The 15,288-nt window shown below is 68.6% G+C and carries 21 protein-coding genes; 19 read left to right on the top strand and 2 right to left on the bottom strand.

Features of this window, described 5'->3' with window-relative positions; genetic code table 11:
• Positions 1-82 precede the first annotated feature (82 nt).
• The 14 genes from ACFXDE_RS01940 to ACFXDE_RS01875 all read left to right on the top strand — a co-directional run bounded on the left by ACFXDE_RS01940 (position 83) and on the right by ACFXDE_RS01875 (position 10,274).
• Positions 83-655, top strand: a complete 573-nt coding sequence (locus ACFXDE_RS01940; protein WP_380489827.1) for a GIY-YIG nuclease family protein — start codon at positions 83-85, stop codon at positions 653-655.
• Positions 652-1,773, top strand: a complete 1,122-nt coding sequence (locus tag ACFXDE_RS01935) for a hypothetical protein (RefSeq protein WP_380489825.1) — start codon at positions 652-654, stop codon at positions 1,771-1,773. The genes ACFXDE_RS01940 and ACFXDE_RS01935 overlap by 4 nt, the downstream gene beginning before the upstream one ends.
• Complete coding sequence (locus tag ACFXDE_RS01930) at positions 1,770-3,119, top strand: DnaB-like helicase C-terminal domain-containing protein (protein ID WP_380489824.1); 1,350 nt, start codon at positions 1,770-1,772, stop codon at positions 3,117-3,119. Before ACFXDE_RS01935 ends, ACFXDE_RS01930 begins: the two co-directional genes overlap by 4 nt.
• A 119-nt stretch (positions 3,120-3,238) precedes the next feature.
• On the top strand, positions 3,239-3,589 hold the full coding sequence (locus ACFXDE_RS01925; protein ID WP_380489822.1) for a DUF4326 domain-containing protein: 351 nt from the start codon (positions 3,239-3,241) through the stop codon (positions 3,587-3,589).
• 3 nt (positions 3,590-3,592) lie between these two features.
• The gene (locus tag ACFXDE_RS01920; RefSeq protein ID WP_380489820.1) at positions 3,593-3,862 is read left to right on the top strand and encodes a hypothetical protein; all 270 of its coding nucleotides are present in this window, start codon (positions 3,593-3,595) and stop codon (positions 3,860-3,862) included.
• A 26-nt stretch (positions 3,863-3,888) separates the two neighbouring features.
• Complete coding sequence (locus tag ACFXDE_RS01915; RefSeq protein ID WP_380489818.1) at positions 3,889-4,056, top strand: hypothetical protein; 168 nt, start codon at positions 3,889-3,891, stop codon at positions 4,054-4,056.
• A 325-nt stretch (positions 4,057-4,381) separates the two neighbouring features.
• Entirely contained in the window at positions 4,382-4,840 is a 459-nt protein-coding gene (locus ACFXDE_RS01910; RefSeq protein ID WP_380489816.1) for a hypothetical protein, read from the top strand.
• Between the two features lie 33 nt (positions 4,841-4,873).
• Positions 4,874-5,401: a hypothetical protein gene (locus ACFXDE_RS01905; protein ID WP_380489814.1), complete on the top strand. Its 528-nt coding sequence runs from the start codon at positions 4,874-4,876 to the stop codon at positions 5,399-5,401.
• 177 nt (positions 5,402-5,578) lie between these two features.
• Positions 5,579-6,916 (top strand): multiprotein-bridging factor 1 family protein, encoded by a 1,338-nt coding sequence (locus ACFXDE_RS01900; RefSeq protein WP_380489812.1) that lies wholly within the window; start codon positions 5,579-5,581, stop codon positions 6,914-6,916.
• Between the two features lie 271 nt (positions 6,917-7,187).
• Positions 7,188-7,427: a hypothetical protein gene (locus ACFXDE_RS01895; protein WP_380489810.1), complete on the top strand. Its 240-nt coding sequence runs from the start codon at positions 7,188-7,190 to the stop codon at positions 7,425-7,427.
• 24 nt (positions 7,428-7,451) lie between these two features.
• A complete protein-coding gene (locus ACFXDE_RS01890; protein WP_380489808.1) occupies positions 7,452-7,976 on the top strand; it encodes an NUDIX domain-containing protein in 525 nt (174 codons plus the stop codon).
• Positions 7,977-8,169: 193 nt separating this feature from the next.
• Positions 8,170-9,321 (top strand): cyclophane-forming radical SAM peptide maturase AmcB, encoded by a 1,152-nt coding sequence (gene amcB / locus ACFXDE_RS01885; RefSeq protein ID WP_380489806.1) that lies wholly within the window; start codon positions 8,170-8,172, stop codon positions 9,319-9,321.
• On the top strand, positions 9,318-9,461 hold the full coding sequence (locus ACFXDE_RS01880; RefSeq protein WP_380489804.1) for a hypothetical protein: 144 nt from the start codon (positions 9,318-9,320) through the stop codon (positions 9,459-9,461). The genes amcB and ACFXDE_RS01880 overlap by 4 nt, the downstream gene beginning before the upstream one ends.
• 117 nt (positions 9,462-9,578) lie before the next feature.
• Positions 9,579-10,274: a hypothetical protein gene (locus ACFXDE_RS01875; RefSeq protein ID WP_380489802.1), complete on the top strand. Its 696-nt coding sequence runs from the start codon at positions 9,579-9,581 to the stop codon at positions 10,272-10,274.
• Between the two features lie 63 nt (positions 10,275-10,337).
• On the opposite strand, the gene ACFXDE_RS01870 is transcribed toward ACFXDE_RS01875, so the two are convergent.
• Positions 10,338-11,222 (bottom strand): DeoR/GlpR family DNA-binding transcription regulator, encoded by an 885-nt coding sequence (locus tag ACFXDE_RS01870; protein ID WP_380489800.1) that lies wholly within the window; start codon positions 11,220-11,222, stop codon positions 10,338-10,340.
• A gap of 80 nt (positions 11,223-11,302) precedes the next feature.
• Between ACFXDE_RS01870 and ACFXDE_RS01865 the strand changes: the two genes are divergently transcribed.
• Complete coding sequence (locus ACFXDE_RS01865) at positions 11,303-12,259, top strand: PIN domain-containing protein (RefSeq protein WP_380489798.1); 957 nt, start codon at positions 11,303-11,305, stop codon at positions 12,257-12,259.
• A 127-nt stretch (positions 12,260-12,386) separates the two neighbouring features.
• Here the strand turns inward: ACFXDE_RS01865 and ACFXDE_RS01860 are convergent, their stop codons facing one another.
• A complete protein-coding gene (locus ACFXDE_RS01860) occupies positions 12,387-12,935 on the bottom strand; it encodes a hypothetical protein (protein WP_380489796.1) in 549 nt (182 codons plus the stop codon).
• 142 nt (positions 12,936-13,077) lie between these two features.
• Between ACFXDE_RS01860 and ACFXDE_RS01855 the strand changes: the two genes are divergently transcribed.
• The 4 genes from ACFXDE_RS01855 (at position 13,078) to ACFXDE_RS01840 (ending at position 15,031) form a co-directional block, all read left to right on the top strand.
• Positions 13,078-13,326, top strand: a complete 249-nt coding sequence (locus ACFXDE_RS01855; protein WP_380489794.1) for a hypothetical protein — start codon at positions 13,078-13,080, stop codon at positions 13,324-13,326.
• Between the two features lie 69 nt (positions 13,327-13,395).
• Positions 13,396-13,635: a hypothetical protein gene (locus tag ACFXDE_RS01850; RefSeq protein ID WP_380489792.1), complete on the top strand. Its 240-nt coding sequence runs from the start codon at positions 13,396-13,398 to the stop codon at positions 13,633-13,635.
• 152 nt (positions 13,636-13,787) lie between these two features.
• Positions 13,788-14,330, top strand: a complete 543-nt coding sequence (locus ACFXDE_RS01845) for a hypothetical protein (RefSeq protein WP_380489790.1) — start codon at positions 13,788-13,790, stop codon at positions 14,328-14,330.
• On the top strand, positions 14,327-15,031 hold the full coding sequence (locus ACFXDE_RS01840) for a hypothetical protein (protein ID WP_380489788.1): 705 nt from the start codon (positions 14,327-14,329) through the stop codon (positions 15,029-15,031). The genes ACFXDE_RS01845 and ACFXDE_RS01840 overlap by 4 nt, the downstream gene beginning before the upstream one ends.
• The last annotated feature ends 257 nt before the right edge of the window (positions 15,032-15,288 follow it).

Raw genomic sequence — 15,288 nt, 5'->3', positions numbered from 1 at the left:
CGCCGCCCCTGACCGCCAGGGGCGGTCCGCCCGTCACCTATTGGGGCGCCGACAAGGCGCACAGCGCGTTGGAGCAACAGCAGTGGATCCCTTCACCGACCCGACCTTGAGCCTGCGCGCCAAGGGGGTCTACAGCGTGATTGTCAACTTCGGCGAGAACGCGCGAGTCAGCGCCGACACGATCGCCTCGCTCTCCCGTGACGGCCTTGAGAGCACCCGGGCGGCCATCCGAGAGCTAAAGGACCGCGGCTACCTTCGAATGGAGCGAACCCGCGGCAAGGGGGGCCTGCTCGGAGCGCCGAGGTACGTCCGGACGAAGCCAAGGGCGCTGAGCCGTTCGGAGAAGACGCTCATCGCGGAGGCCAGCAACCGGCACGGGACTCTTGGCTGGACCTACGCGGTGAGCGCCGCTGACCGGAGGCACGTCAAGATCGGCCGCGCTGTAGACCTCGACCGTCGCCTCAACAGCCACAACACCAGCTCGCCGGTGCCGCTCACCATCATCTGGGCACAGGAAGGCGGCGCCGGCCTGGAGACCCATCTGCACCACCACTTCGCCGACCGATGGATCCGCGGCGAGTGGTTCGACTTCACCGGCACCGACGCAGTCCAAGTGATCACCGTTGCCGCCTCCCAGTTCGGGGGCGCGTCGTGACCATCAACGGATCTGCGCTGGTCGTTCGTGCCTGGGAGCCCCCAGAGGAGGTCATCCTGAGCCGGCACATCATCGAGTCGCCCGGCCTGCAACCCGAAGATATCGGAGTCCTTGCTCGCCTCCTGGTCCGCGATCCGGGCCAGCCGTCCACGATCCTCGCGCTCGCCAGGGAACTGCACGAGGCCGGCTGGAAGATGGGAGAGAGCCGGTTCGCCGCGATCTTCAAGCGGCTTAAGAAGGCCGGTCACGTCCAGCACGTCTCCGAGTTCAACCCCGCCACCAACCGCCCGCAGTGGGTCGTACGGGTCTACCGAAACCCCGCCAACAACGACCAGTACGTCCAAAACGGCGTCGAGGCGGCGTCGCAGGTCAGGGCCGAAACAGTGGAAAGCTCGGTTTCGCCCGCCGAACGACCCCGCGAAGCCGTGGAAACCGACGTTTCGCGAGGTCAGAGCGAAACCGTGGAAACCACGGATTCGGGAGCGAAACCGTGGAAATCCGGGATTCGGAAAACCACGGTTTCGCGAGGTCAGAGCCGGAACCGTGGAAACCACGGATTCGCGGTTCACCCCCCACACCCCCCGGAGGAGGTGGATACCTCCTCCCCCAACCCCCTCACGCAGCCGGCTGCGCCGGCGGGGGAGGAGGCCGGGTTCTCGCCGGAGCAGACCGTGGCGGCCGGGCGGTTTCTCCAGGAGCTGCCGGCACCGTGGGCGGTCGGCCGGCGTACTGCGGTCCGGCTGGCCCCGAAGCTCTTGGAAGCGATCGCGGAGCAGGGCTGGGACCTCGACCAGGCGCTCGTCGCCGAGCTCACGAAGAACCCGAACGGGATCAACAGCCACAGCCGCGTGCTGGCGACGCGCATCGACGACCTGCCGCTGCACGCCGTCGTCCGACCGGCACCTCGGACGGTCGCGCCTCCCGGCCGCCGCGCGGCCCGGACCATGTGCACCTGCTGCGGAGTCCAGGCGGCAGCCACCACCATCCACGACGGCCAGCCCTACTGCGACGCCTGCACCACCCCCTGCGCCCGCTGCGACACCACCGTCCCCACCGACCAACTCCACCACAGCCAGTGCCTCACCTGCCTGCCCATCACCCACAGGACCGCCCCGTGACCGACATCGCCGTCCGCGGCACCACCCCACCCTCCGAGGTCGCCGCCGCCGAACTCGCCGTCGCCGGCGCAGCGCTGAGCCGCATCGACTGCACCGAAGCCGCCGCCGCGATCCTGCGCCCGGACGGCAGCGACTTCGTCAACCTGCCCGCCGGCGCCGTCTTCGCCGCCGCAGCCCGCATCGCAGGCTCCGGAGCAACCGCGGTCGCCCCGCCCATGGTGCTGAAGGAGATGCACCGCTCTGGGACGGCGCAGCTGGTGCAGGGCGACATCAACCGCCTCTGGGCTCTGGTCGAGCATGCGGCGATCGGCGTCGACAACACCCTGTACCAGGCGAAGCTGATCGCCGATGATGCGGCACGACGCGCCCTGTTCCACGCCTGCTACGAAGGCGCGATGCGGTCGGCCGACGCGTCATTCGACCTGGGCCTCGACCTCGATGCGGTGATCGGCGCCGTCACGGCGGCCGGCACTGCGAGCCGCGCCGAGAACCAGACGCTGTACGCCCGGGATCACATGAACTCCCTGGTCGACCAGCTGCGGAACCCGGACAAGTCCCCGGTGCTGCCCTCTCCCTGGCCGGACCTCGACCGGGTCGTGAAGCTCAAGGCCGGGAAGTTCATCCTGATCGCCGCGCGGCCCGGCGGCGGCAAGTCGCTCGCCGGCGTGAAGATCGCCGCCCACGCCGCGATCACCCTCGGCGAACCAGCGGTGATCTTCTCGATGGAGATGCCTGGCACCGAGGTCATGGTCCGCATCGCCGCAGACCTCGCCCAGGTCTCGATCAACAAGCTCGACGAAGGCACCCTGTCCGACTGGGACTGGTCCCGGATCGACAACGTTCTCCCGCTCGTCGAGCAGGCCCCGCTGGTCATCGACGACACCGAACGCCTCACCATGGCCCACGTCCGCACCCGGCTGCGATGGATGATCACCGAGGGCATCAGGCCACGCTACGCCGTTTTCGACTACGTGCAGCTTATGCAGCTCGACCCGTCGTGGGGCGACTCCGGTTGGGAGAAGCTCGGCGGTCTGTCGCGCGAACTCAAGATCCTCGCTGGCGAGTTCGACCTCGTCGTGATCGGCCTCGCTCAGCTCAACCGCGAGTCCGCCAGCCGGCCCGGCAAGATCCCGGAGGTCTCCGACCTCCGTGGCTCCGGTTCCCTCGAACAGGACGCCGACGTCGTCATCCTGCTGTACCAGGAGCCCCATGAGTCCGACCCGAAGGAGCTCGCCCGCCCCGGTGAAGTGGACATGCTGATCGAGAAGAACCGGCAGGGCCCGAAGGCCCGGGTGTCACTCTCCTGGCAGCCCCACTACGGGCGCATCGCCCAGATGGGCACGTAGGTGCCGCACAGCCAAGGTCTGCAAGCCATCGAGAAGTTGAGCGCATTCCGTCACGTCACCGGGCTACTCGTACGTCTGCACCACTGGAACAATTCATCACATACCAGGAGGTAAGGCCCATGACTCGCACCGCGACCACCCCCACGCGCATCCAACGCCAGCGCACCAAGGGCTGGAGCTCACCCGAAGGCGCCGTCTATGTCGGTCGGCCGTCCGGCTGGGGCAACCCGTTCCGCCTGGGCGGCCCCTACCGGTTCGTCGACGCCGACGAGCGGGTCCTCATGGGCGTCGTACGCACTCACGACCAGGCCGTCGAGCTGTTCCGCTGCTTCCTGAACGGCCGCCCGGATCTTCAGGCGAAGGTCCGCGCCGAGCTCGTCGGCCGGGACCTCACCTGCTGGTGCCCGCCCGGGCAGGCCTGCCACGCCGATGTCCTGCTCCAGATCGCCAACCCCAGCACGGAGGACTGACTCATGGCCAAGCCGAAGCGCACTGCCCGCGAGGAGATCGAGCGCGCGTTCCACGTCTCGTTCAAGCTGCCCGAGCAGGCCGCTGAACTCCTCGACGACTACCGCGCCGAGGTCCTCGCCGAGGCCCACGCGATGATCCTTGCCGCCTCGAAGGGGCTGCTCGACGCCATCGACGAGGCCGACCTTGCGCCCAGCGACTGGGGCCGGCACCAGGAGTGGTGCGACGCCGCCGACGTCCTCAGCCGGGCCGCCAAAGCCGCAACCGCCAACTGACCACCTGCCACGCCACGGAGAATCGTATGAGCACTCACTACGCCACCGGAGATGTGTGGATCGGCAACGTCGACAGCGAGGACGAGGTCGAGCACATCGCCGAGATCATCGATACCGCTCTCGGCGCTGCCGGCTACCACGCCACCGTCACCGTGACCGCCGGCTCCTACGGGACCGCGGGGGGAGACCGGTGACCAACATCCCGCCGCCCGCACTGCCCACCTCCCACCAAGGCGAGTCCGTCACCTGGGGCAGCTGGGAGCCCGCTACCGCCGGAACCATGGCCACCTGCGGTCGCCCTCGTCTGCCGAGCCCCTGCCAGGAGTGCGGTGCCGATGCCCGCTGGTACGTCTCCGGCACCGTCGGGCGGCCGGCGAACGCTCAGGCATACGGCAACTTCTGTGGCGCCTGCGGGCGTCTGGGCCTTCGGTGCGTCCGACCGCCAGCGCCAGGGACGTGGCGGGCCACCGTTGAGGCCATCGAGCTCCCCTCCGCAGTAACGGGAGAAGGTGATGCCGAGTGAGGCCCTTCACGCCCCCGCCAGAGGGCTTGTGTGGCGTCTGCGAGGCAACCGTCCAGGTCCGCCGCGACAGCCGACTCAAGGTCCACCCCGCGCCGTACGACGCGGACACGCCGATCGTCTTCACCATCACCGACCGTGGACCCGTCGCCTGCACCAACTGCCCCGGCTCCGGCGAGCCGCCGGCGGTTCTGCTGGAGATGACGTTCGCCCGCTGGCTCCACGCCCACGCGAACCGCCGCGACGCCCACACCAACGCGATCACCTACCTCGCGCAGCACATGTTCCGACCCTGCTCCCGCACCCGGAAGACCCCCGCCGACGTCACCTGGTCGACCGTCGACGAGCTCCACCTGCTGCTCCACGGCGACGACACCGACTGCGGCTGGCAGTGCCGGTACATCGAACAGGTCGCCGTGGCCTACGCCGCGTACGACGACACCCGTCGCGTCGCCTGAACCCCGCCGCTACCCCTCGAAGGAGACCGCACCATGCCCGGCCACCTCCGCAACGTCTACCTGGACACCGAGTTCGTCCCCGCCGACCCCACGACCAGCGGCCTTATCAGCATCGGCCTCACCGACAACCACGGCCGCGACTACTACGCAGTCAACGCCAACATCAACCCCGCCGAGATCGCCTTCCACCCCTGGCTCGGCAAGCACGTCTGGCCCTACCTCCCGAAGAACGACGCTGGCTTCCTCGATCTGTTCCACCCCGACGTGAAGCCCCTCGCCGAGATCCGCGACGACATCACCCGCTACTTCGGAGACCACGAGTCGGCTCACCTCTACGCCTGGTACGGCGCCCAGGACATCTGCCGCCTCCACTCCCTCTGGGACAACGACTGGTCCCGCATGCCCGAGGACATCCCGCAGTGGTTCCACGAACTGCAGTCGCTCGCCTGGCAGGCTGGCAACCCCCAGCTTCCGCAGCAGGAGAGCGGGGAGCACCACGCCTTGGCCGACGCCAAGTACAACCGGCAGCTCCACGAGTTCCTGGTCACGGCTCGTGGGTGACGGCCAGCCTCGGCGTCGACGAGCAGCAGGACTGGACGTAGATCGCTGCGTCCTTCTCGCGCACCACGTCACCTTCCAGCGCCTTGGGTGCGCCTTTTCCCATCAATAGGGCGACCCCTGCAAGGTACGGTTGCCGTCTGTAGCGGTGTGATCACGGACTTGGGGGTGTGTCCAGTGATGAAGATCGACCAGATCATCGGCCAGCGCATCGAGAAGGGGAGGCGCCGAAGGGGCTTACACCAGGGGCAGCTCGGGGTCGAAGTGGGGCGGTCCGAATCGTGGGTGGGGCAGGTGGAACGCGGGGTCATCCCACTGGACAGCGTCAGCATGGCCGAACGGCTCAGCCAAGTCCTCGGGATGACCGTCAATCACATCCTGGCCTTCGACGTCCGATACCCCAACGCGCCTGTGGTAGCACAGTCAGGCAGATCGCAGGCGGCATCCCCGCCGTTGTCCCGCGCCCTGGCGCCCGATGCGGAAAGTTATGACACCGTGCTTCGACGTACGTTCACCCTTGGTTCGCTCGCCGGCCTGACCGCCGCCTTCGCCAGCATGTCACCCGACGCCCAGGCCCAAACCAGCCGGCCCAGCACCGTAGACCAAACGCTCGTCGACGAGTTGCGCGCGATCGGCGCATCCTATCGCCGCTCCTACAAGAGCTTCCCCGCCTCCAGCCTGGTACCGGTCGCGCACCACCAGATCCAGCTCGTCTCGTCGCTGCGGCCAAAGGACCAGCCCACTCACCTGCGAATCCCGCTGCTGGCCCACATGGCCGAGATGGCTGCCCTCGCCGCGATCCTGCTCTCCATCGACCTCGGCGACCAGGAACAGGCCGAGGCCTACAGCGACCTCGGCTACCAGGTCGCCAAGGAGATCCAGAGCCCCGAGCTTTGCGCGCTTCTGCTGGGCGGCCGGGCCTTCGGCGCCTCATACGGGGGCGACCCCGGCGGCGGCCTGGACTACGCGCTCGCTGCGGTGGACGCCGCCGAACGCGGGGCCTCCGCCCGAATGCGGGCCTGGACGCACGCCGTCGCGTCCGAGATGCACGCCTCCACCAACGACGAGCACGGCTTCCGATCCTCTCTGGAGGAGTCCCGTACCGTGCTGTCCGGTCCGATGGACGACGAACGGTGGGGCGGCATCGCCTGGTTCGACGAGTCCAAGGCGTCCGCCTACGAGGGCAGCGACCTGTTGCGCCTGGGCAAGTACGAGGAGGCCCTGCCGTCCCTGGATCAGGCGATCGACAATCTGGGGCCCGAGATGCTGCGGCACCGCTGCACCGCCCACATCGCCCGCGCGGAGGCCCACGCCGGTGCCGGCCACGTCGATGCTGCCTGCCAGGACGGGCATGCAGCCCTCGACCTGGTCGCCAAGATCCAGCACCGCGAGACTCTGCGGCGGGTCAGCGAGCTGCAGCGCAGGCTCAGGACGTCCAAGACTTCCGCGGCCCGGCGCCTGGGCGAGCACCTGATCGACACCCGTTCGGCCCTCGCGGCGGCCGGCAGCGTGGCCTGACCCCAGAATCTCCGGACGGCAGGACCGGATCGAGATCGATCCGGTCCTGCCGCTTTTCTGTCCCTCCCGCCGATCCTATTGCTGGTCAGAGCCCACACTTCCCCAATTGGTCCAGACCGACCCGCAGCCAGGTTGCGGTGCCACAACCTGGCTGCGGATCTGATCTTCGCCCGGTCGGCACCATGGTCTCCGGCCGCCCAAGAGCGCGAGATACACCGGCCCCTCGGGGCGGCCCACCAAACCGCGACGGCATTCCGGAACGGAGACTCAGGTGACCGCCACCGTCGAATCACAGTCCGCGACCGGCCAGCATCGGGGCCGGCACCGCGACCCAGTCGAGGCAGCCCTGAAAACACTGGTGGTCTGCGGCCACGTCGTCGTGCTCGGCCTGCTCGGCGTGCTCGTCGAGCGAGAACAGGTCCACCACCAGGCCGTGACGGCCACCGCCGCACCGGACATCGAACCGCCCACCACCGCAACCACGACGAAGACCCCCGACGCCCGGCGCTGAGCCGCCGGCACCGGTTGCTCACTGATGGGACCAGCTCTCGTGAAGACCACATGCGCTACCCCGCATCAGCCGCGCCGCCGAGTCGACGCCTACGTGCTGATCCGTGACCAGGGCGGCAGAGTGCTGCTGATCCAGCCGCCGTACAGGGACGACCTCGTACTGCCCGGCGATGGCGTGCATCCCGGTGAGCAGGCCGCCGAGGCGGCAGCACGGGCACTCGCCGACAGCATCGGCCTGCGCAGGACCCTCATGGGCGCCCTGGCCTACGACACGGTGCCGGCGAACTTCAACACGGGAGCCGCCGAAACCCTGAGCGTGGTCCTCAACGGCGGCGTGATGACCACCGTCGAGGCTGACGCCCTCTCCCTACCAGTTCGGGCCTCGGACGGGATCGACGCCCTCGTCTGGGTACACGTCGACGACCTGCACCAGCACGTGCTGCCGCCCACCGAGCACCGCATCCGCGAGGCAAACGCTGCAGCGCTGCTCGGAATCCGACTGCCCCCGCCCTACATGGGCGAGTTCGCCACAAACCACGCCACCGCGTAGGCACCACACAGACCCCTGTTCCAGGCGGGCTCGAACTGCCGCCCGCTGTCCGCCGGTCAGTCCGGGCCCTGGCACTACGAGACGGGCGCTCCCGGCGCTACCTCGCTTGGAGCGGGCCCGCCTCGAACCAGGCAAGCACTCACGGCCTCGCCTTTGGCCGAATGCAGCGGTCACCCAAGTGAAGGACGGTCCGATGAACAGCCCGACGCACGCGCGCTTCCAGCATCGCATCGCCCGCAAGCCCAGGAGCGTCGTAATGCAGGGCACCGGGTTCTGCAACGCGGCCTGTACCTACTGCTACCTGCCGAACAAGGACGACAAGACGCCAATGTCCTTGGAGGTCGCCAAGGCAGTGGCTGCGGCGATCGCAGCCCTGGACCACTCCGACGGCAGTCCCGTGAACGTGGTCTGGCACGCGGGCGAGCCGATGGCCCTCGGGACAAAGCGGATGGCCGACTTGTTGGAGCCGTTCCGCGGACTGATGAACGCGGGGGCGGTCAGACACGGGATGCAGACCAACGCCATGCTCGTCTCAGAGCGATGGCTCAGCCTGATCCACGAACACCGCATCGACGTCGGCGTCAGCATCGACGGACCCGAGCACCTGTGCACGCAGCGCGTGGACCGAAACGGCCGCCCGATCTTCCGCCGAGTCATGAGAGGCATCGAGCGCCTACGGGATGGCGGCGTCCCCTTCAGCGTCATCGCGGTCGTCACCGGCGAGAGCGTCAAGCGCCCGGTAGAACTCCTCGACTTCCTCGCCTCGCTGGGCCCCTGGAACATCGGGCTCAGCATCGAGGAAGCCGAGGGAGCGAACCTAGGCCGGCCACAACCGACACGCGAGGACGCCCAGGCGTTCTGGACGGAGACCATCAACTGGGTGCGACGCCAGGGGCCCCGCGGAGTCCAGGTTCGAGAGGTGAACCGGCTCGGCCAGTTCCTGAAGGCCACACCGAAGGAACGCGCGCAGCGTCGAGAGCAGTACAGAGTCGACCCGCTCCCGACAGTCGCCACGAACGGGGACGTCGTTCTTCTCTCCCCTGAGCTTGCCGGGATCTCATCGGATACCTACGGTGATTTCCTGGCGGGAAATGTCCTGCAAAAGGACCTCCAGTCGATCATAGGCGACGGTCATGAACTGCGCTATGTCCGGGAGTTTCTCGAATCCCTGGACTACTGCAAGGCCAAGTGCACGTTCTACGACTTCTGCCTCGGATCGCAGGCAGGAAACCGCTTCTTCGAGCACGGTTCCTTCGTGCCATCGGAAACGCGGTTCTGCCAAGTCACCGAAATGGCGCTCATCGAAGCGCTCAACACCACCATCAAGAAGGAGAAATCAGCATGAGCATCCTCCTGGACGACCTGGTCGGCAAGGAGCCGGCCGTGACCGACCTGGTCTCCATCGTCACGGCCGACGCCGCGGAGCTGAGCGGCTGGAACAACTGGTCCAACTGGAACAACTCCGCGCCGGCCCCCAAGCCGTAACTCCTCGGTAGCCCAGGAACAGAACGCGTGACATAAGCGGCCCACTGCCCGACGACAGTTGATTCGGGCAGTGGGCCGCACCTTCTCAGAGACCACTGCGAGGAACGAGGAAAGAGCATGGTGTTCTTCTCACTGGAAGCCGGTGTCGAACAGGTCGCGCGGCGCTGCCAGGTCAGCGGGACGCGACTGGCACTGGAGGAAGTCGACCCCGACTACGAGCCCGGCGCCGTCATCCCCGACGGCGCCTGGCGGGACCTGGACCCCTTGCACGCCCGGCTTCTCTGCACGGAGCGCGACGTGCGGCGAGCGGTTCGAATCGTCTCCGCCGCCGACGTGCCGGGCACGGCCCCGTTCGCCAAGGACGCGACGTACCTCGGCACCGTCACCAGCGGAGCCGACGCTCTGACTACGACAATCAACAATGCCAGCGGCCAGCGCCTCGGCCTTCACGTCGACAACTGGGACCGCCTCACCTGCAGACACCGGGTCGAATCCCGACTTCGGCTGTGCATCAACCTCGGGCCCGCACCTCGCTGGCTGCTGGTCGGTGACATCGATGGGGTAGCCATCTGCTCCGAGCTGTACCCACGCGAGTACGCCGACAGGACCCCTCACACCGACGACGTCCGAGCCTTCGTGAAGAACGGACACGCTCTCGGATGTCTCCGGATACGCCTCGAACCCGGCGAGGGCTACATCGCCCCCACGGAGCTGATGGTGCACGACGGGTCGACGGCCGGAACCGCTGGGCCGTCGGAGGCCGCATTCTGGCTTGGCCACATCCCGCAGGGGGCCTTCCAACCGGTGTGGTGACGCGCATGAGCGCCGCTCTCCAACTCGTCAAGCGAGATGGAGAGCGGCGACCGCTTTTGAGCGTTAGCCGCGGCGTCCCGGCGCCCGCTCGGACCGGCGCTGCGCGGGAAGCGGGATCGGCCGGGATTGGGTCGGCGGAATCGCCTGCGTGAGGGGTTGAGCCGACGGTCCGAGCGGCGCCAGGTCGACCTGCACGCCGTAGTCGGCGAGCGCGTTCAGCTCGTGCGCGGAAACCTCGTGGGTCGCCGCGTTCTCGTCGGTGACCAGCCGGGTGATGGTATCGGTGGGCACGGTCGGGAACATGGAGTGCGCGCCGATCTTGGTGTGGTCGGCGAGGACGATCACCTCGGTGGCGGACTCCACCATGGCCCGGTCCACGCTCGCGCAGAGCATGTTCGCCGTGGAGAGGCCACGTTCGGCGGTCAGACCGCCACCGGAGAGGAACGCCTTGGTGGCGCGCATCTCGTGCAGCACCTGCTCTGCGTCGTTGCCCACCAGTGTGGTCCCGCCGCACAGGGTGCCGCCGGTCATCACCACTTCCACCCGATTGGCGTGCACCAACGCCTGCGCGACGAGCAGCGAGTTGGTGACCACGGTCAGACCAGGCACCCGCGCGAGCCGGCGGGCCAGCTCCTGGGTGGTGGTGCCGGCGCCGACCATGATGGTGTCGCCGTCCTTCACGAGGGTGGCGGCGAGGTCCGCGATGGCACTCTTCTCGACCGGGGACAGCAGGGTCTTCTGCGGGTAGCCCGGTTCGCGGCTGAAGCCGCCGGGGAGCACCGCGCCGCCGTGCCGGCGGTCGAGGTGCCCGTCTGCCTCCAGCGCCCGTACGTCTCGGCGCACGGTCACTTCGGAGGTCTGGACGACGCGGGCCAGCTCGCGGAGCGAAACGGCTCCGTTGGCGCGCACCATCTCCATGATCAACTGACGACGTTCTGCAGCAAACACAGAACTGACGGTAGCTGAACGGTCGCTGGCTTTCAGGCTCTTGCGGTCAGTAACACGAAATGCCCACCTGATTGCGGCGCGTGACCGTAGAATGCGCGCCCCCCTGTACCTTCATCGAACCCGTCGCCCCTGTCGGCATCCCCTGTCATCATCCGAAGATGCTCATCACACCGCGCCCGGGCGCCAACCGGGACAGCCTCCTCCAAGCCCTTCGGCAGGCCCACGTGGACGTTCGCAACCTCTACACCTCCGGCGACCGAGACACTCTCAAGGCGCTCCTTGCATATCTGGAATGGGCGAACAACGCGACCAGCCAACTCGCGGGCCAGGTCAGCGACCGGGACCTCGACCGTCTCATCCTGACTGCCCGGCACAGTCAGATTCTCGCGAACCTCGGCATGCTGGCCGCGCCGGACACCGCCCGCTTCGCCAACGGACTGCTCAACCTCGAACTCCGACAGCGCACCGACGACTTCGACGCCGCCGTCCGGTCCCTCGAAGCCGCTGTCAACCGCCGTCGACAGGCCGGCCGTGACATCGTCTTCGACACCGGCGTGTTCATCAACCACCCCGAGAAGCTCGAAGCGATCGACTTCCGGGAGCTGACCGACGTCTACGACAGCACCATCAACCTGGGCATACCGATGGTGGTCATCGACGAACTCGACAACCTCAAGCAGGGCAAATCGGACGTTAGATGGCGCGCGGGCTACAGTCTCGCCGTGATCGACCGGCTCTTCTCCTCCGGTCGGCCGACGTTCGCGGTCCTTCACGAGGCGGATCTGTCGGAGACCGTGTCGGGAGGGCTGCCGCAGCCGAAGGTCACGGTCGAGCTGCTCTTCGACCCGCCCGGTCACGCCCGACTTCCGATCGCGGACGACGAGATCGTCGACAGGGTCGTCGCCCTACAGGCGCTCGCCGGTGACGCGGTCACCCTGTTCACCTACGACACCGGGCAGTCGACGAGGGCACGTAACGCCGGCCTCTCCGTGCGGAAGCTGGTGAAGGCGGACCCGGAGCCGCAGGGGAAGGCGTGAGGAACCGCGCCCTGCCGCCTTTGGGACAGGCAGGACGCAGCCCTGTGGGCGGTCACGCGCGGCCGCCAACGGAGTTGGGCGCCCACAGCCGGGCACCCGGGTGACCACCCCTCCGTGGCGAGGAATGCTACGCCCGCGGAATTTGGGCATCCAGATGTTGCGCAGCGGAATCCTTGGCCACCTGTTCCTCCAGCTGCAGCTGGCAGTCTCGCCACACCGTGAACCAGCGCCGCCACTCCCGCAGCTGCGCCCCGCGGTCGAACCACGGCCCACCCTCCATCGGCGGCCCGCAATCCTGCACCTCGACCCCCGGCGCCACGTTGCACGCCGGCCGTTCCCTCCGGATCGTCGCGTGCTCGGTCGTCATTGACTCCGGGAGGCCGTACGGCAGCCACTCGATCTCCGTCCGCGCGACCGCGGGCCACCAGCCGAACCACTTCGCGTGCTCCCGGAACCGGCGAGTCGGGTCGAGAGTGGTGCCGATGTACAGCAGCCACCTGTCGGCGTCGTAGCACCGGTACAAGGCCGTCGGACCCGCGTGCGCGCGCTGGCGGCGCACCTCCAGCCGGACCTCCCAGCAGGGCCTGCAGCGCTCGCCGGGCCAGCGTCCGGGGGAGTGCCGGCCGCAGTCCCGGCAGGGGCCGGCGCCGTTGCTGCCAATGTCGGCGGAGTTCATGGGCGCAGCATGGCAGGCGGCCCTGACAGACGCCGAGAATAGCCTGCGGAGTCACCGGCTGCCCCGCCAGCGGTGTCCCCGGTAGCGCCGCGCTGCGCCGCCACCGCGCAACCCACCAGGCCGACCCGAAGGAGAAGAACGCGTGATCCAGATCCTGTTCGTCCTCCCCGACGACCGCGAACGCACCCGCACCATGCCCGCCGTCCCCCGAGTCGGAGACCACATCGGCTGGCAGCCCGACCCTGACGGCCACCACGAAGAACACACCGTCCAGTCGGTGTACTGGTCCCTCGACGACCGGGATCAGAACCACGTCGTCATCACCCTCGAAGACCGGATAGTCGACGGCCGGCCCGCGAACGGTCCAAGCGCACCATGGCCGAGCCTCTGACCGGTCCTCCCGCCAGGCCTAGCAGGCTGACCCGCCACACCTTGCCCGCACTGACTACAGGAGGATCGGATGACCTTCATGAACCCGGAGCACGCCGCCGACCGGCTCGGAATCGCCGAACAGAACCACGACCTCTTCGTCGCCCTCGTCGACGCGCTACGCACCCCGGAAGCCCGTGACGCCGAGACCGCGCGACTCCGGGCCGAGCTGGCCGCAATCGACGAGGTCCTCGTCGAGAACGGCATCGACTACCCGCTCGGAGCGCGCGGGGTGCGGGACCTGGCAGCGTTGCTCAAGGCTGCTGAGTGACGACGGTGGGCTGAGTCGAACGCAGGCGGGTCCGTCCGGGGATGGGCCTCCTGCGTGGGCCACGTCGGTGCAGGTGGGGGCCCGATCAGGCTCTGTGGAGCCTCGGCTGGCTGACGTTTGATCACTCGAACAAAGTATCGAATACTGAGGTCGTGTCCCCCACCACGCCCACCGACGCCGAACCCGCGCCCCGCGAGCTCATGACCCTCCCTGGCCAGCACTACTCCGTGCGGCGGTGGCACCTCGCCGAGATCCACCTCGAAGGCCAGTGGCGGCCCGCGATGCTGTCCGAATGGCGGCGCCCGCCCGGCAGCCCCCGCTGGGTCGCGCATCTCAGGTGGGGCCCCGACGCCAGCGGCACCCAGGCTTGGGGCTGGTTCCTGCACTCTGACCAGGCGATCCGGCCGCTCGCCGAACCAGCCGACGGCGGCACCCCCGACGCCGCCGTCGTCCCCACCGAGCAGGCCGGCGCGCCCGACCCCGACGACGCCGGCCGCTGCTGGCGACTCGCCTGGATCCGCACCGGCGGCGCCTGGAGGTCCGCGATCGTGTTCGAACAGCGACGCCCCGGACCGGGCCCGTGGATCGCGCACGCCCGCTGGGGCGAAGACCGCGAAGCCGCCTGGGTCGTCGCCGACGGCGTCTCCCTGCGCCCGGTCCAACAGCACGCCGTCACCGGGGGACGAAGCCGATGAACCTCGCGACCGCCTCACCAGCCCCCGACCGCGCCGAGCGACTCGCAGACCTCCTAGACCTCACCTCCCCAGCCACCCGCACCCGCCGAGCACAAGCCGACACCCTGCCCGTCCTCGAACCGCTGCGCCCACTCCTGCCCGGCGGTCTCGCGAAGGGAACGATCACCGAAATCCCCGACATGAGCCTGCTCCTCGCCACCGCCGCAGGGCCGGCCACCGCCGACCGGTACGCATGGACGTCAATCGTCGGACTCGGCGACCTCGGCCTGGCCGCGGCCGCCGACTACGGAATCGACCTGCGCCGCCTCGTCGTCGTCGACGAGCCAGGCCCGCACCTCCCGGAGGTCCTGGCCGCGCTCGCCCCCGCAACACCCGTGATCATCGCCGGCTCGCCCGACCGCCTCCCACCGCGCGCTATGGACCGCCTCGCCGCACACCTCCGCCGAGCCGGCACGATCCTCGTCACCCCTGGACCGTGGCCCGGCGCGCAGCTACGCCTGGAAGTCACCTCCGGGCGCTGGGAAGGGCTCGGTGACGGCCACGGACAACTCACCCGCCGGCAAGTCGAGGTGCGGGTCACCGGGCGTGGACCGGCTGCCCAGCCGCGGACCGTGCAGCTCTGGCTGCCGGACGACGGCGGAGGAGTGACTACGGTCATGGATGAGGCAGTGGAACCGGACACCATCGCGGCGCTGGCATGACAGGAAGCACGCCGAGCGATCACTCTGCCTTCGGCACCTGGCGCCATCCGTAGGCCGCTGCGCCTTCATGTATCCAAGCCGCAGTGAACTCCATGAACAGATCCATCGGCCGCTGGCCGTCCGGAAGCCCGAGGACGGCTAGAAGCCGACCGCCGGTGGTGGCCCCGGTGTCGCAGTGGTGGCACAAGTGGAGATCGAAGCCTTCGCCGAGCGTGAGGTGTGCAGTGAGGGCGACCGTCCGGCCGCACCTGGAACAG

This window comes from Kitasatospora sp. NPDC059408 (assembly GCF_042751525.1).
GTDB lineage: Bacteria > Actinomycetota > Actinomycetes > Streptomycetales > Streptomycetaceae > Kitasatospora.
The sequence above is the reverse complement of the archived record's forward strand: the minus strand, read 5'-3'. Positions and strand labels throughout refer to the sequence as shown.